Consider the following 24,039-nt stretch of genomic DNA (forward strand, 5'->3'; position numbering starts at 1 on the left):
GGCCTAGAAAAAAGAAATAACAGGGTGCGACCAGGGTGCAAATTGAATGTGTAATGATAAATTTGATTACATCTCTATAGAAGAAGATCTACTTCCTCCTAAGCACATTATGATTATTAATAATTAAAATTTCCTATAATTAAAATATACTTCAAATTAATGGATCGAAGTACACATGGAAACTGCACTATTAGAAACAAATGCAATAAATGCATGTTTCTATAAAGGCTATTCAGGAAAGCAACTGGCCGACATATTATCGCAAAAAAAATTATTACCAATTGTGAATTTTCATACGTGTTATGAAATAGCGAGAACCTTTGACAATGTTAAAAATACAAAGATTGGGATAGCATTATTCTCCATTCTTAAAGATTTAAATCCTACATACTCTTGTCTTACATCAGAGTTACTAGCAAGGCAAATTAATAGATTAATTTATGAAAATGACTGTGACTTCCTAATCAACGAAGATAAGCTAATTTATTTAAATAAAATAATTTATGAAGTTTCTCAAGGAGATATATCTAAAATAGATATACATAGGATACGCTCAAGAGAATCAGAAATTAAAAATAATCAAAACCAATGGAACCATTTGTTTACATGTTCTAAAATTACAAGCTTTGAGCAGTTTTATTGCGATACAACGAGGATAAGAGATAATATTATTCATTTAATCAAAGGAATATGTCATTTAACATTAAACAAATTCTACGCGGAAAAATTAATATTAAAAATAAATGATCTTGCTGTAATCAAAACTGCTATTAGAGCCAATTTATATATGAGTTATCTAGCACGTAACTATAAATCCCCACCATCTAAAGACAAAACAGATGACTTTCGCCATTTGATTGATGCTTCTTTATGCTCCTATTTTGTAACTGATGAGAAGAAATTAAAAAAACATGCGGATTATATAATTCCAGAATTAAAAATTATGACATTTGATGAGCTAATTGAGTACGAAATTAACAATTAAAGAAAGCCGCATGGATTACGGCTTTCTTTGGTGATCCTACCAAATATCTAAATCTTCTTTTAAATAGCGAATAGAGCGCCCTATTTATATAACAGTGTATTTCCATGTAATTAAAAAGCAGGAAAGCCTTCTATTTATAAGGGTATGATTTGCATGGGGATACATAGAGATGTATCGGGACACTTATCAAATCCCCTTCCGAATTACATTTTTAGCGAGCGTAGCCTGGTTGTAAGCAACAGGTTACACTTGCTAATCATGGTGCATGAACGGTTTTTATCATACGTCTTCAGAAGGCTTGAGAAAAAATCCAATATTCGACTTGGGACATGAGAAAAACGTTAATTTTCTTAACCTCATAATTTATAAAACAAATTATTTAAGATAATCAATATTTCCCTCTTCCCAACTTAAATGTTGAATAATCTTTTTTTACATATTAGGATGCTAAAAACAAAAATATAACGGTTTTCTCATGCTCAAATTCAAGGATTGGATTTTTTGTATTTCTCTTTTCGCTTCTCATTCTTTGTACGCATTAACAACGCTCACTGTAACACTAAGCTCAGACAATAATCCGGGTGGCATAGGAGAGATAGGCGATCTGAGATATTGGTTGAATTCAATGAATCATGATTTACAAACGATACCCGATGATTATGAGATTGTTTTTGCCTTTCCAATGACTATTCAACTCAATGGAATTCTTCCAATTATTAATAACTCCTTAAATCCTGTGAATATCACTATTGGCAACCCAGGCTCTATTCCTACAGTCACAATTGACGGTAACAATGGCGCCTACAGCGGCTTTTTCATTCCAATGGGGAATGTGACGATTCAAAACATGATCTTTCAAAATCTGACCGCAAAAGGAGGTAATGGTGGAGACGGAATTTCGGGGGCCGGCGGTGGCATGGGTGCTGGAGGAGCTATTTACGCACCGCAATCTTTTTTAAATGGCTCGAATCCTTCAATCACCTTGATGAATGTATCGATAAATAACTGCTCTGCTGTTGGTGGAAATGGAGGAAATTATTTAGGCTCCTCTTCTACAGGTAATGAGGGAGGCGGCGGGGGTGGTGGCTTGGGCGGTAATGGAGGTTCTATTACAACTACAGGAATTACCGGGGGGGCTGGAGGCGGAGGTTTTGGTGGTAATGGTGGGGATGTCACTCTTTCGACTAACGACCCATCCGGCATTGGCGGTGGGGGCGGTGGCGGCGGCGGTCTGGGATCCCTCGCCACCTTAGGAGTGCTTACAAATCTAGGGAATGGTGGTTCAGATCAAAACCCTGGACAGGATGGAAATGGTTATGGTCTTACCATTACTGCTGGTTCTGGTGGAGGAGGCAATAGTGGAGGAAACAATGCGGGAGGAGGTGGTGGTGGAGCTGCTATAGCGCCTGGAGGAGGCGGAGGAGGAAGCTCTGGGACGAATGGACTGCAGCCTAAAGGCTCTATACCACCATTACGCAGACAGAATCCCGTACCTTCCGGAGGTAATGGAGGAGATGGGGCGGGAGGCGGCGGAGGTGGGGTCGTCGTAACAGATATTACTAATGAAGTTGATGGACAATCTGGAAATGGCGGCTATGGCGGTGGCGGTGGAGGCGGCGCTGGTACCGGTGCTTACGATACAGCATATGCTGTATTAGGTGGTTCGGGAGGACTTGGCGGTGGCGGCGGTGGCGGTGGAGTCAACCAATCGGGTACGACGCCTGCGGAGGGCGGCAATTCTCTTGGCGGAGGCGGCGGTGGAGGTGGTGGCCCCTCTAATGGCCCCACTGCTGTAGGTGGAACTGATACAGGAAATCTTGGTGGAGGAGCCGGAGGGATTGGCGCCAATACCTACGGCTCCGGCTTTGGGGGCGGTGGCGGAGGTGGAGGAAGCGGTCTTGGCGCTGCTATTTTTGTGGATAGTAATTTAAATTTCACTGTACAGGCACTCTCGGGAGTTCCGACTACTTTCAACACCCCCAACAATTCGACACAAGCGGGAACTCACGGAACTGGCGGCCCCGGGGGGGCAGATGGCTTGGATGGCTCAGCATTGGGAAATAGTATTTTCCTGCGTACAGGTTCTTCTCTCACACTCATCGCGCAAGGAGCAGGTGACCTTTTGACCCTCGGGACGGAGGTCGCATTTACCGATGATACCGTTTTCGGCGCAGGCGGAACCAATGTCAGTATTAGAGGAAATGGAACTGTTGTATACAACGGCACGACGGATTATCAAGGATCCGTCATAGTTAACAATGCGAATTTCAAAGTGAATGGACAGATCGATCAAGCACCTGTTTTCGTCTGCAGAAACAGCAGCTTCAGCTCACAAAGAGGTACGCTCAGCGGAAGCGGAATCGTGACCGGAAATGTCTTTGCCAATTCCGGGACGATTTCTCCAGACATCGGACAAACGCTTACCCTTGGCAGCCTGGCTCTAAATTCAGCAGATCCAGTTAACGGCACCCTCGGAAGCCTTGTTCATACCAATATTGATTCCAACGGCACCTCTTTAGTTGCCGTTACTGGATCCGCAACACTAGCAGGTACCTTGGAAATCAACCTGACTCCAAACGCTCAGCCAGGCCAATACATCCTACTCACTTCATCAGGCATTACAGGAACCTTTGATTCCGTCACATTTACAGGTAATTCTGGCATATTTGCAGGACAAAACCCGCTTTATACACTCTCCTATCTACCAGCCGGAGCCCCTACATACGTGCAATTTGATTTTTTAGGCTACCCCACTCCCCCATCACCTCCTACGTCCGTTGACATACCAGCCACAGTAAATGGCTCTCCTATCCTGAATCCTGCCGTTGTTTGTTGTGGCAGGCCCGTTCTCCTGGGACCTTTACCAGTACCAGGATCTGGTTCCACCATTTATACTATTACCAACCGGACTGGTAATGTCACCTGTCAAATTGGACAGACCAATTCTCAAACCTATCTGAAGATGCATGGTAAAAACGGTTCCTGTACCATTATTGGCACAAAAGATGGTATCGTTTCTAATCCTTTAAAGGTAATCGCACCATGAATAAACTTTCGATAATGGCTAAGAGTGTTATGATAGCAATGGCTCTGATTGAAACAATTTATGCTAATAATGACTCCTCCAACTATTCATTATTAAAGAATTGGACTGGACTTTATGCTGGCGTGAATGAGGGATTTGTTTTTAGCAATGTCCAATTAAAATCGCAACAGTTAGGTTTTACTAACCCAAGTGAAACGTGTAATACCAGTTCAGATTTTTCAACTTACTCTCCTGGTATACAATTGGGCTATATATATCAACTTCCCAACTACCTTGTATCAGGCATAGAAGCTAATGCCACCTTTAACACGAATCAACAAGTTACATTAGGTTGTAACTGCCCCAATAATCTCAATGTTTCTGATCGCTTCTCATTTAGGAATAAGATGCAAAGTTCTATTAAGGGCCGAGTGGGTAGTGCCGTTAATTGGAATAAAAGCCTTCTTCTTCCATATTTAACAGCTGGAGTCAGCTTTGCTAATGTAAGATTGGCCTATACAAATGAGGGGGGGGACTATTATTCCAAAAATACTAATCAAGCCGGTTCGCTAATAGGCGCAGGTATCGAATGGGCTTTTATGCAAAATTGGTCATTGCGCGCAGAATATTCTTATGTAAATTATGGAAATGCTATCAAAATGAAAATACCCAGTATCTATGGCTTAGTAGATCCTAACGGATATGCTCGTCTTGATCTAAATGCCAATAATGTCTTGCTAGCGATTAACTATTGGATTTGATTGTCTATTAACAAATATCATAAAATTATTTTCTTTATACAAATGATGGAAGTCCTGGTTGCGAGCAACCAGGATTTTGATTAATCAAAATCCCCATATAAAGCAGACAATGAAATCCCCCCCAATCTTTTGGTAAAATGCCTTCTCTTATATAGCTATGAACACTTGAATAAGGCCAATCCCCCATCTTTTGAACCAATTGATATTTCACTGGATTGTAATGAATATAATTCAAATGATCCTTAATTCTCTATACAAATTTAAAAAGTGCTCGCATTATGTGCTTTTATAGCTTAGCTTCTGTGAGACAATCCAGCACTATATGCAGTGAATAAATCGTGAAGTTTTTCTTTATTAACGCTCTCGCCAGGTATGAATTTATACCAGTCTTCGGTTACCACAGCCCCATGTTCAAGCAATATTTTTACGACCTCTAAATCATTATTCATAACGGCAAAGTTTAAATAGCTGATAGGCTCACACTCCAAGTCCAAATAGGGATTTCTGCATAAATAAGCGACTAAATCAAGTTGGTTATGTTCTATTGCATAGTGTACGATAGTTTTATTTGATAAATCTTTTTCATTAATCAGTTGAGGATTATCGTTTAACAAAGAATATAATAAATCACAATGGTTTGTTAAAAACGCTAACTGAATTAATGTTTTTCCTTTAAAAAGAGTGGTTGTATTTTCAGGGCCTCTTGCCTGTAAAATTTCGATTGTTTGCATTTCATCAAGGATTTCTATACGTCCTTGGGTTGCGACTTGATGGAATATTTTAACAGCAGGATTTATGGAGGTGTAAAAATCTTGTTCCAACTCTTGAGTTTTAGTATCTAGCTCTTCTTGAAACGTCGAATACGTTTTATTCTCCCTCCGAATAGCTCGCTTCAACTCTCGGGTTTCTGTCATATATTTCTCATCACATACATCGTATCCAAATAAAGGCATAGTCGGGTTATTTATAACAAAAATACTATCCATAATGCCAATTTTTACTACCTCAACTAACTCTTTTGTTGCAAATAAATAAAAAACATTTGGATTATAAAAAATACAGGGAGGATATCCGCGTTGGATTAACAAAAAGTTGAGCATGATATTAACAAATACGCGTAGGTTACCGTCTTCAAAAGGATGAAGTAGTAACATTCTTTTCGCACAGCATACAATTGCCAATAGTTCAGCATCAGTATTCTGAGCTTCCTGTATTTGAGTTAAGTAGTCGTCAATGATTTTTTGAGCTTCCTCAGCTAATAATGCAGTATTTGACGGTGGTGTGAAATAAAGAGGACTTTGGTTGCTATTCTCATATATCGCTTGTGCTTTACTCACTATGGAAAAATAACGAAAAGATAAAAGATTAATCTTTCTAGAGACATCAGGTCTATACACCTCTATCGATCCACCAAGAATATTTCCTCCCTCGTATGATTCTCCTATTCTAATCTGTTCTTTAATGCCCTCTATGGTGCACATATCTTTATCAAACGTAATTGCTTGCATTGGACAATTACGAAACTTTCCTATCCTAGTAGTTCTGAACTCACCTTGCAGTCCCTTCGTGGCAGCTGCATGAATTTCAAGTAAAAGATTTACGGAGAGAGGGCCGTTAATATTATGAATTGCGTGGATAAAGCCATCATAGAAGCGCCTGACACAATAAGGCTCACGCGATTCAAATCCATTTTGGCCATTTTCTCTAAGATGCACATCGCCGTGTACAAATAATTGGAAAAAACGTTTTTGGGGAAATTGATTCAAAAACCCTAGCCCCCTTTGGATTTTTCTTGGAAAAATAATATTATGTTCTATTTTAGAAACGGTCATTCATGAACTCCTCAATTTAATCTATGAAAGATGAAAAGGGATTCAATCGGCATTGAAGGCGTTTATTCTGTTTGAGACGATAGTGCTAATGTCTATCGAGAGTACCAATTAAGGAATAAACAAGACTTAAAGAGTTCGATGATGCGAAGAAAAAAGCTAGTTCGCTGAACCAAAGCCCCAGGAGAAAAGATGTATGAATACACTTTACCATCCATTAAGTCTTTACCTCAGCGACGAACCCGTTTAATGCTTAAAGCTAGGGAGAACCAGTTCTCCATTAGTCCCTTAGGAGAAGATAGGTCGCGAGCTCAACTGAATTTCCAATCAGCTGCGAACAATTATACTTTTTGTTTAATTATAAGTCAACCAATGTTGTAGCGAGGTACCCCTCTCCATCAGCAAGCGTATCCTGGTTGCAAGCAACCAGGATACGCTAAATGCCAATAATGTATTGCTAGCGATTAATCATGGGATCTGATTGTCTATTCAAATATCATGAAATTATTTTCTTTTGATATCTATTACACAAATGATAGGATTCCTGATTGCGTAGTTGCTAATTGAGACAAAATTAATCCACTCCATAGGATTTTTTATGATAACTAAAGCGTCCATTCCTGATATTTGTTGGCCCCAAAATGCAAGAGAAGCCATTGCTATCCAAGAAAAACTTAGGGGTGAGGTGAGGATATACGATGATTTTGCCAAGATAGAATATATTGCCGGGATCGATTGCAGCTACGATATCAAAAATAATTTGAGTTTTGCCGTTATTGTTATTATGAAGATGGATGAGTTAACACCCATTGATATCGTAAGAGCAGAACTACCTACTCATTTCCCTTACGTGCCTGGACTTTTATCATTCCGAGAGATTCCCGTTATATTAGCAGCATTTAATCAACTGCAAGTAAAACCAGATTTGCTAATGGTTGATGGACACGGCATTGCACATCCAAGACGGTTGGGTATTGCAGCTCATTTAGGAGTATTACTGGATATCCCGTCTATAGGTGTGGCGAAATCAAAACTTACCGGCCAGTATAGGGAGCCCAATCTTACAAAAGGTAGCAGGAACGAGCTGACTGATAAAGGGATAAAAATAGGTACGGTTCTGCGCCCCAAAGATAAAGTAAAACCACTATTTATTTCCCCAGGACACAGGATTGGACAAGAAAAGGCAGTGGATTTGGTGTTCCAGTGTTTAACCAAATATCGCTTGCCTGAGCCAACGCGGATTGCGGATAAAATTTCAAAAATTAAGCCAGTAGCAAAAGTGTTATAAATGAGGAAGCCCCCCACCTTTTTAAGCAAGCCTGGTTGCAATCATATGAGATCTTGGCGATGATCATATTCGTAATTTAAATGAAAATTAACCAGATCGATTACTTTCCCACTTGCATTATGAGTGAAACCCATTTGATAGCCACGATAACGTTGATTTTGATTGTCAGCATTTTTAGAGGGTAATACTCCCTTAGCAGAACCTTCAACAGGAGCAAAGGTTATATTGATGCCCTGAGGCGACAGCGTAATGGGGAAAATGCTCTTGTTTCGCGGCACCAAAATCCAGCATCACGCCTGCTAGGCAGACCGTATGCCCCGGGCCCCATCATTTTTTCGGCAAATAGGATACGACTACGTCGGACAGCTCATCTATCAAAGGTGTATTGGCCTTAACACCGTCCTTAGTGGTGCGATTATTAACGCAAAAAAATCCACAACTCACCAACAGCCTCGCTTGAGGTTTTTCTGCATCCTGACCAGCTACTGCAACAGCCACTGCGCCCTCTTCTTTTGGAGCGTCATCCTTCCACTTAATATGCTGAATGGGTTGTTTTGTAGTCCAATAAAAAACACTTTGAAAATGTCCAATGATATTTGCATTCCACAGCTCTCCGTAATGACCACTCCATTCTGTACTGACAAACGTACCATTTAGAAATGCAATTCGGCCGCCGACAATTGCAGCTCGTCTTGGGTCACTTCCTGTCCAGCCAGCAGACTGCAAGGAATTAGCAATTCCGTCATGTCCAAATGGATTAAGATTCTTACTAAAGGTTACTCCAATAAAGCCCGTTTTATGATCAAATACGAAATCAATAAATCCAAGTTTATTCCCGTCATCCTTTCCACTGTTTAAACACAAAGCATCGAAGTCTATAGGTTGCTTACAAGATCTGCTCTTTATAAGCCCCAAAGGATATCCACAAGCCTCCCCTAAAATAATTGTGGTCACTCCTTTTTTATTGCCCCATTGTGTGTCTGCTACCACTTGCTTTAGAATCTCACCTTTACTTTGCATACAACCCCCTCATCCCTTTGTGGGTTTAATTTATACACTATGATATAATATTAAACCACTCACATTAAGGTAAGATTAAGCAAACGTAACCTGATTTACTCGCAACCAGGTTTCTTCAAGTGTTCTTGGCTATGTAATAACACTAATAAATTAGCGTAGGGGTAGTTTCTTTATCCGGTTTGTTTGGTAATAAATTCTTTGCGTGGTTGCAACCAGGCCGCATGGCAGGAGCCCGCAAATAAGTGAGTAGTCTGGATAGAGGCTCGTTAGATCTGAAACCCGGGTTTCACCTCGTGTCACCCAGGTTACAAACTCCTCAGCCCCTTACATATAATGAAAAACCGATAGTCCCTGGATGCGGACAAAACTTTGTTGTGCCGCTTGCAAGTTAACTAATTGTAAATTGTATTCAGTTGCAACAGCTACCGGATCATTTTCCTGTAGCTTTTTGCGTGTCTCTTGACTTACCAGAAGTAAATTAGTGTTTACATCGTTTGCTAAATCAAGTTGGTTTAAACGTGCCCCTACATCAGATTGATAATTTAAAACATTGTTAAGAGCACTGTCTAATTGTGCAAGCAATTGATTACTTTGGGTCAGTGTTGCTGCTTTTTCAACAGGTGTTCCGTAAGGTTGGTTTAAATTGGCAATCATGCTTTGCACAGTCGCGAAAATTGATTCATTCTGGGCAGGAGTAATAGAAAAAGAATCCCCTGGAAGCGGTGTGCCGCTCACAGTCATCGTCATCCCATTAAAACTGACGGATGAACCATCCTGATATAATGGAGCATCATCCGGTAACCCCGTCGGTGGGATTACATTGCCGCTTACAGCGCCGCTTACCATGACCACAAGATTCCCCTGGCTGTTTAATGCGAAACTCATTGTATAATTATCAGGTACGTAAGCCGTAGGATTTACTACTGAACCCGTATTCACTGAAGCAGTGCCCGCATTAGGAGGAATTGTGGTTTGAGATATGGCAAAAGTACCGTTACCATTAAATATACGCATGAAAATGTCATCACCCGTGTCATTAATTGCCATTTGCAAATTGCCACTAACCGCTTGATAACGCTGTGTGCTATCTCCGTTATAAACATATTGTCCAGACGAGTTTAAAGAAAAAGGTTGAGTTGCAGCCTGCCCCCCGCTAAACATATAACTACCATTAACGTCTTTTGTATTGGCAAAATCGTGTAATTGACCTAAGAGATTACTGGCCTCTACAGCTAGAGACTTACGGTCGTCTTCAGATAAAGAGGCATTGGCTGCCTGAACCTGAATTTCTCGTAACCGTTGCAATGCGGTAGCGGTACTCCCCAGGATGCCCTCTTCCAAAGTCAGCGCGCTTACGGCGTTCTGACGATTCTTTTGTAGTAATTCAGTAGTACTGATCCGTTGATTCATTAGTTCAATTTGAGCTGTTGCAATAGGATCATCCTCAGGTGACTCTACTCTTAAGCCACTGGAGAGTCGTTCTTGCAACTGGGAGGCTTTTTGCTGCTGAATTAATAAACTGCTTAATCCACGTTCATAAATTTGATTCGTTGAAATACGCATTTATCACCTCATCATATCGAATAATACATTAATCATCTGATTGGCAACCGCCATTAATTTCCCGGCAGCTTCATAAGCTTGCTCAAATTTTAATAAATTGGCAGCTTCTTCATCTAAATTCACCCCACTAATACTGTCTTGATAATCAACAGCCTGTTTAAACAAGATGTCTGAAGCTTCATAACTATTTTTTGCCAGTTTGGTTTGACCACCTACATCAACCAGTAAATCGGAATATCGATCAAAAAGCCCCTCTGATCCACCAGAAAAAAATTTGTTACTTTGTAGACCCGCGAGTAATAAACCATTGTGGTTATCCCCTATTCCCCCTGCATTATAATTGGCGGTAAATTGATCTCCCGTTTTGGGTATACCAGATAAAACTACAGAGTATGATGGATTAAGGGCATCTGGTATCTGAATCGTGTTGTCACTGTTAGGAACAAAGGGAAGAGGACCTGTGGTCGTATTATTAGTCAGATCAACCAAATTAAATTGCGTATCAGAAATAAAATCAATTCGGTATTGGTTATTCACTGCGGTTGTATTAAAGACCGTACCTAATGCAATCTGTCCTATGCCCGTATTACTTAATGAAGCCGAAGTAACTACTGGAGAAGCCATAGCTATCTGGCGTGCATCGGTAATTTGTAAGGCAAAGTCACGCGCTGCACCGCGAGTTGGGGTAAGTGTATAAGTATCTTTATTGGCAAGATTGGCAATATCATCGACAGTAATCGTCATACCATCAATCACGACTTGTCCTGCAGGAGGAGCAGGCGGATTACTGGACCAATTGAGTATCGTAGATTCCCCATCAGATTGACGAATTACCCGGATCTGATTTGTTAGTACATCACTTACGACTAACTGATAGTCGCTTAATTGAGTTTGAGATATATCGGAAATGTTTACTGACAATACCCCTGTTCCAGTGTTATTAGATGAAGCAGTAGACCGATTTAATTGTTGGGTTAGCGAGTTATAGTCAGTAAAGAAATCCTTGCCCAATTGATTATTCATATCCATGCCCAACCGATGCTGGGCATTAAATTTTTGCGCTAATCCTATAGCCATCTGGCCTATCATCTGACTGGCCTGGCCTAGGACGCTCTGTTCATAGGTCAACAAACCACCAATCATGCCTGAGGTTAATTTGGAGGTAATATCCAATTGCCCGGCCCCATTACCCAAAAGAACCTTGGTACCTGCCGTATTGGATTGATCGGAAGAGACAACCAGATCTCGTTGCGCTGTTCCTGCTACCAGCATTTCTCCACTGGCAATCCCCACATTAATTGTCCCATCCCCTTGATCAAATGTGGTTACATCTACAAATTGAGAAAGCTGCTTTAGCAACTCATCCCGTTGATCGAGCAATTCGGGCGCGTCAGGAGTACTCATCAATTGGCGATTAGCATCAGCAATCCCCCGAGTGATTTGGTTTATCTGCTGAGTCGCCTGTGAAATTTGAGCTGTAGAATTATTTTGATACTCATCCAGTTTTGTTTGCAAAAAATTAAACTGTTGTACTAATAACTGACTCTGCCTTAAGGTAACATCTCGAGAAGCACCTGTATCAGGAGAGTTATTCAATTGACCCAGGGCGTCAAAAAATGATTGTAACGACGTTGAAATATTGGTTCCATCTTGGGAAAGCAATTTATCAATCTGCGATGCCTGCTGGTAAAAAGTCTCATATTGCGATTTAAAACTTTGCGTATTTCTAACCTGATAATTGGCAAATTGATCGGCATTGCGATAAATTGAATTCACTGATACTCCAGTACCAATGAAAGAGCTGGAAAATCGTTGCGAAAGACTGGGAGTAAAATTAATCGTTTGTCGCGAATAACCTCTGGTTTTGGCATTCGCTATATTATTTCCAGTTACAGCTAATGCGCTCTGAAATGCATTCAATCCTGAATTGGCTATGCTCAATATGGACATACTCGTTCACTCCCTAAACTAATCGTATTCGCTTTAAATGATCAGATTTGCCCTGATATTCCGCATCGTTGCATTGCCTGATTCAAATCCTCTCCATGATAAATCGATAAGATCTTATTACCGTACATTGGATCGGTGGCATAACCCGCTTTATGTAGTTCATTAACATAAAGCTCCGGGTTTCCAGCATGCGCTAAAGCATTTTGATAACGCTCACTTCCTTTAATTAAAGAAACATAATCATTAAAACTTTGCTCTACTGACGAATATTTTCTAAAAGACTCAGTCATATTAATGGGTGTATCGGCAATATACTCGGTTGTTTTAACTTTAACTGATTCAAAATCTTTGTTATTCCCTGTTTTAATATTAAATAAATTATTACTACTCGCTCCATCTGCATCTTTAGCAATAAATTTTCCCCATCCTGTTTCTAAAGCGGCTTGGGCAATTAAGATCTTCGGATCAAGTCCCATCACTGATGCAGCTTCTTTTGCTTTAGGCCAAATAGACTTAACAAAATCATCAATACCTGCAGTGGATGTTTCCTTTATTTTCGCTGGCTCATTTAAAAATGACGTATTTTTAACATTGGTTTGAACCGCATCTGCGGTTTTATGATCGCCCCCACCGACGGTTCCCTGTAACTGTTTTGCAAGCATGGCAGCAAAACCCACCCCTTTAGAATTGGCAATATTACTTGCATATTGTGCATCCAGCATCTCTTGGAAAGTTGCCTGATTCTTTCCGCTAAAAGGACTGGATTCATCAAGAAAATGTTGTCCCATTCTCATGCTTTTAAGCATTGATTGTAAAAATATTCCTTCAAATTGCTTTGCAACCTCAGGCAAGGCTTGTTTTGCATCATTTTTTGCCCGCACTTTTAATTCATTTAAACCTTGAAAGTCGCTGGTAGCAATACCTTGTAACTCCATGTTATCACCTTTATATAACGATTAACGTTGCATTCAATGCGCCTGCCTGTTGCAAAGCTTCAAGTATGGATATCACATCAGCAGGAGTCGCTCCTACCGCATTAATTCCTCTGACTATATCCTTCAATGTTGTTCCCTTGGGAAGTACGAAGGCATGATTATTTTTTTGGTCCACATTAACTTGTGATTGCTGAGTCTGAACTGTTCGACCTCCAGCAAAAGCATTAGGCTGACTGATCACTGGGGTCTCAGTAATGCTCACCACCAGGTTACCATGCGACACGGCAGCAGATTTCACGATGACATTACTTGATATCACAATAGTTCCAGTGCGCGCATTAATAATGATTCTGGCGTTTGGCTCGCCAGGTTTAAATTCTATATTTTCCAGAACAGAGACATAATCCACCCGTTGATTCAATTGTTTAGGGGCAGTCACTACGACAGAAGTAGCATCCATAGCTCTTGCGGTTCCGGGGCCCATCAACTCATTAATGGCATCACTCATCCGTTTCGCAGTGGTAAAATCAGGACTATGTAAATTATAAGTCAGTGATTTTGAAAAATAAAAAGGATTTGGAATATCTGCTTCTACGGTAGCACCATTTGGAATTCGCCCTCCGCTGGGTACATTTACGGTAACGCTTGAGCCGTCACTTCCGGAGGCACTGATACCTGAAACAACCACGTTTCCCTGAGACATAGCATAGACACGCCCATCGGCTCCTTTGAGTGGCGTAAGCAGCAAGGTACCGCCCAATAAACTTTTTGAATCCCCCACAGATGAAATATTAACATCCATAGTTTGTCCTTTTTTCATAAAAGTAGACAAACTGGCCGTCACCATTACCGCAGCAATATTTTTGGAGTTAAGTTTGAGTCCTGGTGGAATGTTTATTCCTAACTGAGTGAGCATATTGGCAAAACTGTCTTCTGTAAATTTGGTACCGGATTTATCCCCTGTACCATTTAACCCGACTACCAAGCCATAGCCAACTAACTGGTTAGTACGAACCCCAGCTAAAGTAGCAATATCTTTGATCCGCTCAGCAAAAACCTGGCCTGTTATCAAATATAGTGCTAACAATCTTGTAATAATCAGCATTCGTGGCCGCATTACTGTCCTTGTCGAAGTTATTATTTTACAGTCCTTATTATAATTATCGGAATCAAACCCTTTACTGCTATGAATACTTAAAACTATTTCGACTTATGTGCGCAAATTTTGCTGATGCAACAAGGCCGAACAAGGCACAGAACATCGAATCCAATGATCGACGGACTTCCACAACCGGAATCACATTTAGTTACATCCATAATAAAAGATACGTCCAATCAATTCAAAATTAAGTTGGGAATAAAGGGCTCCACAGAAAACGGGCTAGCCAACCTTGAGCGTTAGCATTATTAATCTGACCAGTGCCGCCATAAGAAATTCTGGCATTTGCTACTCGATCAGAAGTAATAGAGTTATCGGCTTTAACATCCTGTGGACGAACGACACCCGATAATCGTATGTACTCTTTTCCCTGATTAATGTTAACCCACTTCTCGCCTTGAATTACCATATTTCCATTAGGAAATACTTTCGCTACGGTAACCGAGATACTTCCTGTCATTTGATTATTTTGTAGCGATTGTCCTTGACCAGTAAATTGCCGTTGATTATTTAAATCAAAGTCCATGCTGTACCCACTCCCAAAACTAATGGGCCTACCTAAAAAGGTTGCATTAACGATTTTGTCCTGTTCATTTTTCTTTTGAACGGTCGAGGCATTCTTTTGAGCATTAGTATTTTCTACCAAAAATACGGTTAATATGTCTCCCGGATGTCGCGCTCTGGGCGTCTCAAAAAGGGGTAAAGCTGTTTCACTGCTGTAAATTGCACCACTAACCTTTCTTAATTGTTTGGGATCTGGTGTATCAGGATATGTGGGGGCATAGTCCGGATCTGTTCCTTGACTAGGCGGATTTAAAGCCTCACATCCACTTAAAAGAACACCAATCAAAGTGATTACAGCGCAATCAAATAATCTCATTAATATAATCCGCTTAGAGTGCTTGATTTAAATATTGCAGCATACTATCTACAGTCTGTATGCTCTTCGCGGTGATCTCATAACTTCTTTGTGCTTGAATCATGTTAACTAACTCTTCAACCACATTGACGTTAGAAGCTTCCAAATTCCCTTGCAATAATGTACCTAAGCCTGAACTACCGGGATTATCAGTCAAAGGATTCCCGCTTGCCTGAGTTTCTAAAAACAGGTTTTGGCCAATAGGTTGTAATCCCGCTGGATTAATAAAATTGGTTAATTGAATATTTCCCAGAACAGAGGGGGCGTTATTTCCTGCTACAGTAACACTCACCGTGCCATCATTACCAATAGTAATGTTCTCGGTTTGTGCGGGAATAGTCATCGTGGGTTGAATTAAATAACCATTGCTGGTGACTATTTGACCGGCATTATTTAATTTTAAGTTACCGTCGCGAGTATAAGCCAAACTGCCATCAGGCATAATGACCGTCATAAATCCTGCGCCCTCTATAGCGACATCCAAAGAATTTTGTGTATTCTGCAGCCCGCCCTGAGCGAACAATTTTTCGGTAGCAACTAAATGCACCCCAGTTCCCATGTTAATACCGGTGGGGATCTGCGAATTTGCAGTAGACTGTGCCCCTGCCTGACGGAGGTTTTGATAAATCAAATCTTCAAATATAGCTCTGCCCTTTTTAAAACCAGTTGTATTGACGTTAGCCAGGTTGTTCGCAATGGTAGCAATAGTTTGATCTTGAGCTTCCAAGCCAGATTTACTCACCCATAGTGCTGGTTCCATTAAAGCCTCCTGCAATAATTCTTAATTATCATGGGAACTACTCGTGCAATACTTGTGCCAATTTTTGTGAATTATCATCAACTGTCGATAAAATTTTCATCTGAGCATCAAACTCCCGACCGGCACTGATCATTTCTACCATCTGCTCTACCGCTTTCACATTACTGCCTTCAATAGCGCCATTAATTAATTTAATTGATGCATCAGCAGCAGGCGCATTAAGTCCTTGCTTAAGTTGTATCATACCTTCATCGTTTTTAACTACATTATTCTTATCCAAAGTAACCAGCTTAATCCGATCCAATACTGCCAATTCATTGACATTACCATCTAACGGAATAATGGAAATGGTTCCATCTGATCCTATTTCAATCGATCGGGCTGGCGGGATGGAAATAGGTCCTCCATCCCCTAATACAGCCTTGCCCGAAGCAGTAGTTAACTGACCATTCACGCCTACACGCAAACTACCTCCCCGCGTATATACCTCTCGTCCGTGAGTGTCTTTCAATGCAATCCATCCATTTCCATCAACGGCCACATCCAAGTCACGACCAGTAGGAATTATTTCGCCAGGGCTTAGATCAATACCATTAGGCCCCTGAACATTAAAAGTTTGTCTGCTTGCATTATTACCATTACCCATATACATGGTTTGCGCTTGGTACAGGTCTGCTTTAAAACCAGGCGTATTCACATTCGCCAAATTATTGGCGATTATTGCCTGCTTGTTAAACTCAGCTCGACCGCCGCTGGAGGCGTTATACAGGATAGGATCCATCATTTATCTCCTAACGTATATTAATAATGGTTTGTGTTACAGCATCCCCTGTACGTATCGTTTGGGCGTTAGCCTGGAAATTACGCTGTTCCGTTATTAAATCGACTAACTCATTTGTTATATCCACATTCGACTGCTCAAGGTTACCCGCATTAATTGAACCCAATCCCCCGGTCCCCGCAACGCCAATCAGAGCCTGGCCTGAACCAGTGGTTTCAGCCCAGCTGGTATTACCCACATTTTGCAAACTTTCGGGATCCGCAAAGTTGGCTAACTGGATTTGCCCCATAGCCATAGCCTGACCATTCGTATAACGACCAAAAATAACGCCGCTGACATCTATATCCAATCCCGCCAGACTTCCAGTTGTATAACCATCATTGAATGTTGATTGCACCGCAAATGGACTACCAAACTGAGTACTTGCAGATAAATCAATATTTAAATTTAATGGATTAGCTCCGTTGTTTAAATTCATGGTTAAGGGGATTAAATTATTAGGTAATCCGGTATTGGTTGTGTCCTGAACCCCTGCAAAAGAGCCATCGGGATTAAAATTTGCTCTAAAAAGATTATTAGTATTCTGAGCTCCACCAAGAGCAGGAACATCCTGATTGTCAATTTGAAAAGCAACATACCACTGATCCAGTGTACCTGGAGGTGACGCAGCGTTTGGTGCGCCGGCGAGGGCATTAGGATCCGCTTTTATAAAATACATACTTAAGACATGGGAATTACCTAAACTATCGTAAACAGTTGATGAGGTAGTATTGTTATAAGTATCACTAACCGGTGTTGCGCCCCCTGTCCAGTCAATAGCAGCAGGAGTACTGGTAGCATACAGATTCAAACCCGCAGTCACAACAGAACTTGCTTTAGGTTTTATGTTCGCAGTATTAATTTGTAAATCACCAGAAACCCCTGTGATGTTACCATTATTATCGGCAAGCAATCCTGTTAGACGTTGATTCTTGTCGTTTACTATATAGCTCTGATTGTTTAAGCTAAATTGACCCGCTCGAGTATAAGCTTTAGCTCCCTGGTCGTTCAGGATAAAAAATCCTGAGCCATTAATTGCAAGATCCAGGGCATTATTTGTTCCATATATATCCCCGGTAGCAAATGATTGGCTGACTCGAGAAAGACTCACGCCCCCGCCTACTGCCGTTCTACTTACACCATAGGCATTATAATTATAAACATCTGCAAATTCGGCTCGAGACCCTTTAAAACCGACGGTTGCTGAGTTGGCAATATTATTACCGGTTACATCCAAAGCCTTACTTGCTGCTTGAATTCCACTTAACGCTGTATTAAAAACCATATTAGCCTCCTGCTTATAATTTTTATTTTCCCCTCTTAATCAAGGGATTGCAGATACTTATAACTATACTGTTATTTGTCTTACTTGATCCAGTGATACTGAGCCTACTCCGGCAACGTTTAATTTTAAGCCTTCGCCATTTTGCCCAAGACTGACACTGTCCACATTAGCTGAGGTCATTGTATTTAAGGATACCTCCTTTCCAGAATAGGTACCACGAACAGAAATTTTATAATTGCCTGCCGCCATACGCTGATTATTTTGCCCTGTACCGTCCCAGGCAAATTGGAAAAATCCGGGGGTTGGTTGCCCCAAAGGAATTGTTTTTATTAACTCCCCGGACTCTGAGTATACCGATGCAGTTAAGTTACTCAGGCCTGAAGGCATATCAATTGCTGCTTTTACATCCCCTTCAGAGCCCAAACTTAGATGGTCGCTATTAACCAAAACCTTGCGCCCCACTAGAGCAGAAGCTTGCAAAGCCTGATTAGACTGTAGCGATGAAGCCATTTGCTGTAAAGACTCTTGCATTCTCGTCACTCCATCATTAGTGCTAAATTGAGCCAACTGCGATAAAAATTCACCATTAGCTTGAGGCTGCATTGGATCTTGATTTTTAACCTGCGCGACCATCAAGCGTAAAAAATCCTTTTGGCCTAAACTTGTTCTTGAAGCAGAATCTGGCTGATTTAAACCCAGGTTTGCTGCAGAATTGGACCCATTAACTGAATTTGTTGTCATCCTTTTCCCCTTATTCACCCAGTTGTAGTGTTCGTTGCATCAGTTGCTTTGTTGTATTAATTAATTCGACATTCATTTGATAGGATCGAGAAGCAGAAATCACATTAGCCATTTGTTCAACATAATTCACATTGGATGAGTAAACAAAACCTTTTTCATCAGCAATGGGATTATTGGGCTCATAGCGTTTGGTAGGTTCAACATCACTCTCATATATTCCCTTAACTTGAACACCTGCTTTTATCTGATCGCCCATCCATTGACTTTGCTTCTCCTGGACGGTTTCGAAAATCGGATATTTGGGTTGATAGACTTCGTCGGGGCTTCCTCTGGAGACATTTGCATTGCTCATGTTCTCCGCACTGGTACTTAAACGTGTCGTTTCAGCACTCATTGCAGATCCAGCGATATCAAAGACTGTATTTAATGACATAATTACTCCCCTTTCAACGCCAATACCATGGATTTTATTTTATTATCCAGGAAACTTAAACTTGCCTGATAATTAAGCGCATTTCGGGCAAACTCAGTCGTTTCTATCTCTTTATCCACTGTGTTTCCATCCAAAGAGGTTTGATTCGGAGTACGGTATTTCAAATTAGTACTAAAATCAGCATTAGTATTTATATGGTTAGATGCAGTTACCTGAAGGCGTTGAGAACCCGTTCCCATGCTGGTAGCTAACAAATCATTAAAATCTACATCCATCGCTTTATAATTTGGGGTATTAGCATTAGCTAAATTATTCGCTAATTGGGACGCACGTTGATCTCGGGCTATCAGAGCCTTAGCATGAATCCCCAGATAAGAATCGAGATTAAGGGCCATAAACACTCCTGTTTTTAAGTCGTTTTATTAAAGCAAACATTGTGCCAATTTCGAAAGAATGAGAAAATAAAATAATTAAACCAATTACCAGTAAGTGGAGTACCTCATGTCCTACGCTAAAATGCTCCCGTCAAATGCCCTTGAACAGGTAAAATCTTACCTCCTCCAACTGCAAAATACTATTTGCTCCACCCTTGAAGTTTTAGATAAAAAAGCTGCTTTTATTGAAGACGTCTGGGAACGACCCACTGGAGGTGGCGGGATTAGTCGAGTGCTGACCCATGGTGACGTATTTGAAAAAGCAGGAGTCAATTTTTCACACGTATCCGGTGAGCAACTCCCTGCTTCAGCCACAGCACAAAGACCGGAATTGGCGGGGAGAAATTTTAGTGCTTTAGGAGTATCCCTGGTGATTCACCCTGATAATCCATACGTTCCAACTACTCATGCAAATGTGCGTTTTTTTATTGCTGAAAAAGAAGGATCTGCTCCCGTGTGGTGGTTTGGCGGTGGTTTTGATCTAACCCCCTATTATGGTTTTGAGGAAGACTGTCAACACTGGCATCAAACGGCACAACAAGCATGCCAACCTTTTGGTGATGAGATTTATCCCAGATTTAAACAATGGTGTGACGATTACTTTTTTATTAAACATAGAAAAGAAGCACGGGGAATTGGCGGATTATTTTTTGATGATTACAATGAAATTAGTTTTGATCACAGTTTTAGCCTGATGCAAAGCATAGGAGATCATTTTATAAAAGCTTATTCTCCTATTGTATCTCGTCGAATGTCCCATCCCTTCGCACAAAGAGAAAAAGCCTTTCAAAATTACCGACGCGGCCGCTATGTCGAATTTAATTTAATCTATGACCGAGGTACTTTGTTTGGATTACAGTCAGGAGGAAGAACGGAATCAATATTAATGTCACTGCCCCCACAAGTAAGTTGGCAATATAATTGGCATCCCGAAGAAAACAGCGCTGAAGCAAAACTCTACACCGATTATCTGCCTGCGCGCGACTGGTTAAATACAGTCAATATCCCAAAATAGCCGCCGTCTGTTGGTGAAAACAAAACTGTTTCTATTTTCCTCCCTGAGGGGAGGTTAAAAAAAGCTTCAATTAGTCCAAAATCCGACTAAAACAATGGCCAAATATTGTACATATATAAATTTCCGTGTATTATTGCACCTACTCAAGAGCAGATTTTTATTTTTTTAGAAAGATGCGCTTAATTAGTGAATTTTTTATGTTATAGGTTGTTTTTATGTCACTTACTGCACAACAGAAATACCAACTTCTATTGAGTGTTATCGAAGAAGCACAGCGTTTAGCCCGTAAATTTGGCTTAAATGATGGTGTTGCCATGCTGGAAGAATTTAAAAAATCCCTCCATACGGCAACTAATCCTCAAAGTTTATTCAATCTAATTGAGGAGGAAAAATTATTTAAGAAAGCCTATAAAGAAAAACAAACTCATTTAAATCAGTTAGTGGCAAATATTTTCGGTTTTGATTTGCCCTCAAAAAAAGTAGATGAAGATTTTATAAAAATCCTGTCTCCCAGTGAAAAAGAAATAAAAAAAATCACTTCTGGAGACGTTTTAGTTTTCGATCATGTCATTGCTTATGTAAAAGAGAATATCAGAGATTATATAAAAGAAAAATTTGGTGTTACTAAGGCAGATATACGTGAAGCACGTGCACTTTTAGAAAAGAGATTTTTGGCATCATCTGCAGAAACAGCGACTACTGTTATCCATATTGCGCGAATAGCTCATCTGCTTTTAAAAGACAAGAAGCCTCTCAACTTTAAATTCAATGGGATCAGTATTAATGGATTATATAAATTAATTAAAATAATTAATGGAATCCAGAATGACCATCTAACTCAGGCTTGCGTGGGCTTTTTCGCAGAAGACAACGAGGAAAATCATCTGATTATGCGTGCATTTTTTGCAGCAGAAAAAACAGAGCAATATTGTCGTAACTCCAGTTTACTCGTTCAATCACTGGCTTTACTTGTCAATCAGGATCTGGTGTGTAACAAAATATGTGATTCCTTTGTCAAAGGCATCTTGGGCGGCTCTGAAACCAGCGTTAAAGCCTTGTTAGAAAATAACAAAGAAGGTTCTGGCAATGACGCGTTTATTGAGTTTTTAAGCTCAGTCTTAAATACAGCAATTCATTTTAGACCTATTTTAGATATTGCCATGCAAGATTTGGCCAATAGAGATCTCAAAATTACCCAATTACAGGCGAGCCAGGATGCTCTATTGAAATCAGCATTTTATTTCGGCCTGATTTCGCCCCTCCTGGCGCAGGTTGAAAATAAACTGACAGGCAAATGGCCAGATCAGGCTCGTCAACAATTCAGACTGGAATTATCGCTCGCCTTTGATATTATGCTCGGGTTGAAATCACCTGATAAGATTGCAAAAATTAAATCAGCAGGAGTTATTTGTCCTGCATTATTTGATCTGGTTAGCAGTCCTCTTATGGAAGAAACGGTAAAACGTACTTTTACGGCTATTGGGACATCTAAAGGAGAGAAGAAAACAAGAGAAGAAAAGAAATCGAGTTCTGCTACTCTTGGCTATTTGGCTGACAGTGAAAATAGTGAAACAATGCTACAGAAGAAAGCAACTTCCCCCCGAAATGTGACAACCAGCAAACCGACATCAACTCAAGAGGAACCACAGGAGAAAGCGAGTTCGTCTACGAAATCTCTATTAAGAGATGCCTATGCTAATAAAACCAGAGCTATCAGTTTTTATAAATCATCAGGTAATTCTCAAATCGAAACGCCGCGACCAGCACCATCTGCTGAACTTACAAGAAAACGTTCCACCTCAGCCCTGGCTGGCAAAAAAAACGTGTTACCAACATTAAGCGCCGTTCCAATGCTCTCTATCCCTGCTAAGAAAAATGAAAATACCCTGGAAGGTTACTTTAATGATTTATTTACTTGTGATAGGGAAAAGGCCACCCTGTTTGTGCTCTCTCTTGTCCGAACTAAAGATGTAACCAAATTTTCCTGGGGCATTCAGGTTTTAAATGAAGCCTGTGACAAAACCAATAAGCAGATAGCAGACGTACTAATCAATAATCTGAGTCAATCAGAATTGCTGAATGTTTTTGATGAACTACTTAAAGGGGAAAAAAGCGACTCTTGGTGCCGGGGTAACAAACTTTTACCTATATTAATACAGCAATATATGGCAAAAGAAGAATGTCAGGGGTTTAAAGATTTTCTCTGGACTACTCTTTACGCTCTAGCAAAACCGATATCCAACATTAAAGTTCAACAACGAGCCTCAATGGCAATGACACCCGAGAGTTTTAGCGCCGAGACAGCTGATATTAGCTCATTACAGCAAGAATTCTCTACCGTAATGAAAAGTATGCTGGCCTCTAAAAATTTTCCTCCTCTAATACAGAAATTCCTAAGTCTGGCTTATGCTGATTTAGCACAAAGAGAAGACATTCATAATGAAAATGATAATCGAATGAGGACGTTTCTTGGATTTATTTTATTGCGCTTTATTAATCCAATAATTCAACAAGAAGCCAACAAGCATTTGGCGAATCAAAATCTAAAAATGTGGTACATGAAAATCCTTCCAGCCGCCATACAGTCCTTATCGGCTATATTAAGTAATGCTAGTAGTAGCATCAACCCGGATGGACTGGATGAAGAGGAAACCTTACAGGAAGCAATTTTTGATCCTGTAACTAAAAATAAAAGCCTTAGAACAGAATTATTTGAAATCATTAGAACAGGATTTGTTCTGGTTGATCCCACCGCAAAATCTTCCGAAGATCTTGAAAATCCTTCCGAGGAAAAACCCAAGCGTACGTACTCCTCAATAACGTTGAATGTTACCCAATGTATCAGACAGTTAAGTGAGCTACTGAAAGCTGAAGAATTTTCGGGATTGAACTTTAAACCGAATGGAAGTGTTACACCGCGACAAGAAGGACCGAAACCACACGTTATGAGCATTTTTGCCCCATTATCATCTGATGAGGATAAGGATGATAATAGCTCACCGACACAACTCCCTGGTTCAAGTTCCCCGCAGATGTAACTTACTTTATGAACCTGTACTGTTTAGACGTACAGGTTCATTTTACAATACAAGAAACGTCGTCTCGAACATCGGGATA

Annotated in this window: 20 protein-coding genes; 6 read left to right on the forward strand and 14 right to left on the reverse strand. The window is 40.4% G+C overall.

Annotated features, from left to right (window positions below; translation table 11 throughout):
- The first annotated feature begins 175 nt into the window (after positions 1–175).
- The 3 genes from LOX96_RS14780 (at position 176) to LOX96_RS14800 (ending at position 4,771) form a co-directional block, all read left to right on the forward strand.
- Complete coding sequence (locus tag LOX96_RS14780) at positions 176–985, forward strand: hypothetical protein (protein WP_250423657.1); 810 nt, start codon at positions 176–178, stop codon at positions 983–985.
- Between the two features lie 475 nt (positions 986–1,460).
- Positions 1,461–4,031 (forward strand): hypothetical protein, encoded by a 2,571-nt coding sequence (locus LOX96_RS17585; RefSeq protein WP_284498391.1) that lies wholly within the window; start codon positions 1,461–1,463, stop codon positions 4,029–4,031.
- The gene (locus LOX96_RS14800) at positions 4,028–4,771 is read left to right on the forward strand and encodes an outer membrane protein (RefSeq protein ID WP_250423655.1); all 744 of its coding nucleotides are present in this window, start codon (positions 4,028–4,030) and stop codon (positions 4,769–4,771) included. Before LOX96_RS17585 ends, LOX96_RS14800 begins: the two co-directional genes overlap by 4 nt.
- A 293-nt stretch (positions 4,772–5,064) precedes the next feature.
- Here the strand turns inward: LOX96_RS14800 and LOX96_RS14805 are convergent, their stop codons facing one another.
- Positions 5,065–6,603 carry an ankyrin repeat domain-containing protein gene (locus tag LOX96_RS14805; protein WP_250423654.1) on the reverse strand — a complete coding sequence of 513 codons (1,539 nt, stop codon included), beginning with the start codon at positions 6,601–6,603 and terminating at the stop codon, positions 5,065–5,067.
- Positions 6,604–7,198: 595 nt separating this feature from the next.
- Between LOX96_RS14805 and nfi the strand changes: the two genes are divergently transcribed.
- Positions 7,199–7,888 (forward strand): deoxyribonuclease V, encoded by a 690-nt coding sequence (gene nfi / locus LOX96_RS14810; RefSeq protein ID WP_250423653.1) that lies wholly within the window; start codon positions 7,199–7,201, stop codon positions 7,886–7,888.
- Positions 7,889–7,929: 41 nt separating this feature from the next.
- Here nfi and LOX96_RS14815 read toward each other — a convergent pair whose 3' ends face one another.
- The 13 genes from LOX96_RS14815 to flgB all read right to left on the reverse strand — a co-directional run bounded on the left by LOX96_RS14815 (position 7,930) and on the right by flgB (position 19,868).
- Entirely contained in the window at positions 7,930–8,166 is a 237-nt protein-coding gene (locus LOX96_RS14815) for a hypothetical protein (RefSeq protein ID WP_250423652.1), read from the reverse strand.
- 49 nt (positions 8,167–8,215) lie between these two features.
- Positions 8,216–8,908 carry a polymorphic toxin type 43 domain-containing protein gene (locus LOX96_RS14820; RefSeq protein WP_250423651.1) on the reverse strand — a complete coding sequence of 231 codons (693 nt, stop codon included), beginning with the start codon at positions 8,906–8,908 and terminating at the stop codon, positions 8,216–8,218.
- A 324-nt stretch (positions 8,909–9,232) separates the two neighbouring features.
- A complete protein-coding gene (gene flgL / locus LOX96_RS14825) occupies positions 9,233–10,471 on the reverse strand; it encodes a flagellar hook-associated protein FlgL (RefSeq protein ID WP_250423650.1) in 1,239 nt (412 codons plus the stop codon).
- Positions 10,472–10,474: 3 nt separating this feature from the next.
- Positions 10,475–12,421 (reverse strand): flagellar hook-associated protein FlgK, encoded by a 1,947-nt coding sequence (gene flgK, locus LOX96_RS14830; RefSeq protein ID WP_250423649.1) that lies wholly within the window; start codon positions 12,419–12,421, stop codon positions 10,475–10,477.
- A gap of 41 nt (positions 12,422–12,462) precedes the next feature.
- Complete coding sequence (gene flgJ, locus LOX96_RS14835; protein WP_250423648.1) at positions 12,463–13,356, reverse strand: flagellar assembly peptidoglycan hydrolase FlgJ; 894 nt, start codon at positions 13,354–13,356, stop codon at positions 12,463–12,465.
- A 10-nt stretch (positions 13,357–13,366) separates the two neighbouring features.
- A complete protein-coding gene (locus tag LOX96_RS14840; protein WP_431606650.1) occupies positions 13,367–14,461 on the reverse strand; it encodes a flagellar basal body P-ring protein FlgI in 1,095 nt (364 codons plus the stop codon).
- Between the two features lie 241 nt (positions 14,462–14,702).
- Positions 14,703–15,395, reverse strand: a complete 693-nt coding sequence (gene flgH, locus LOX96_RS14845; protein WP_250423643.1) for a flagellar basal body L-ring protein FlgH — start codon at positions 15,393–15,395, stop codon at positions 14,703–14,705.
- 13 nt (positions 15,396–15,408) lie between these two features.
- On the reverse strand, positions 15,409–16,194 hold the full coding sequence (gene flgG / locus LOX96_RS14850) for a flagellar basal-body rod protein FlgG (protein ID WP_250423641.1): 786 nt from the start codon (positions 16,192–16,194) through the stop codon (positions 15,409–15,411).
- 37 nt (positions 16,195–16,231) lie between these two features.
- The gene (gene flgF / locus LOX96_RS14855) at positions 16,232–16,975 is read right to left on the reverse strand and encodes a flagellar basal-body rod protein FlgF (RefSeq protein WP_250423658.1); all 744 of its coding nucleotides are present in this window, start codon (positions 16,973–16,975) and stop codon (positions 16,232–16,234) included.
- Between the two features lie 10 nt (positions 16,976–16,985).
- Entirely contained in the window at positions 16,986–18,299 is a 1,314-nt protein-coding gene (flgE, locus tag LOX96_RS14860; RefSeq protein WP_250423640.1) for a flagellar hook protein FlgE, read from the reverse strand.
- Between the two features lie 63 nt (positions 18,300–18,362).
- Complete coding sequence (locus tag LOX96_RS14865; protein ID WP_250423639.1) at positions 18,363–19,040, reverse strand: flagellar hook assembly protein FlgD; 678 nt, start codon at positions 19,038–19,040, stop codon at positions 18,363–18,365.
- A gap of 10 nt (positions 19,041–19,050) precedes the next feature.
- Positions 19,051–19,473 (reverse strand): flagellar basal body rod protein FlgC, encoded by a 423-nt coding sequence (gene flgC / locus LOX96_RS14870; protein ID WP_250423635.1) that lies wholly within the window; start codon positions 19,471–19,473, stop codon positions 19,051–19,053.
- Between the two features lie 2 nt (positions 19,474–19,475).
- Positions 19,476–19,868 (reverse strand): flagellar basal body rod protein FlgB, encoded by a 393-nt coding sequence (gene flgB / locus LOX96_RS14875; RefSeq protein ID WP_250423634.1) that lies wholly within the window; start codon positions 19,866–19,868, stop codon positions 19,476–19,478.
- A gap of 106 nt (positions 19,869–19,974) precedes the next feature.
- On the opposite strand from flgB, the gene hemF reads away from it, so the two are divergent.
- Together hemF and LOX96_RS14885 are read left to right on the forward strand one after the other, a co-directional pair.
- Entirely contained in the window at positions 19,975–20,922 is a 948-nt protein-coding gene (hemF, locus tag LOX96_RS14880) for an oxygen-dependent coproporphyrinogen oxidase (protein WP_250423632.1), read from the forward strand.
- A 215-nt stretch (positions 20,923–21,137) separates the two neighbouring features.
- Positions 21,138–23,960, forward strand: coding sequence for a hypothetical protein (locus LOX96_RS14885; RefSeq protein ID WP_250423631.1), 2,823 nt, complete (start codon positions 21,138–21,140; stop codon positions 23,958–23,960).
- The last annotated feature ends 79 nt before the right edge of the window (positions 23,961–24,039 follow it).

Source organism: Legionella maioricensis, assembly GCF_023618015.1.
Lineage (GTDB): Bacteria > Pseudomonadota > Gammaproteobacteria > Legionellales > Legionellaceae > Legionella > Legionella maioricensis.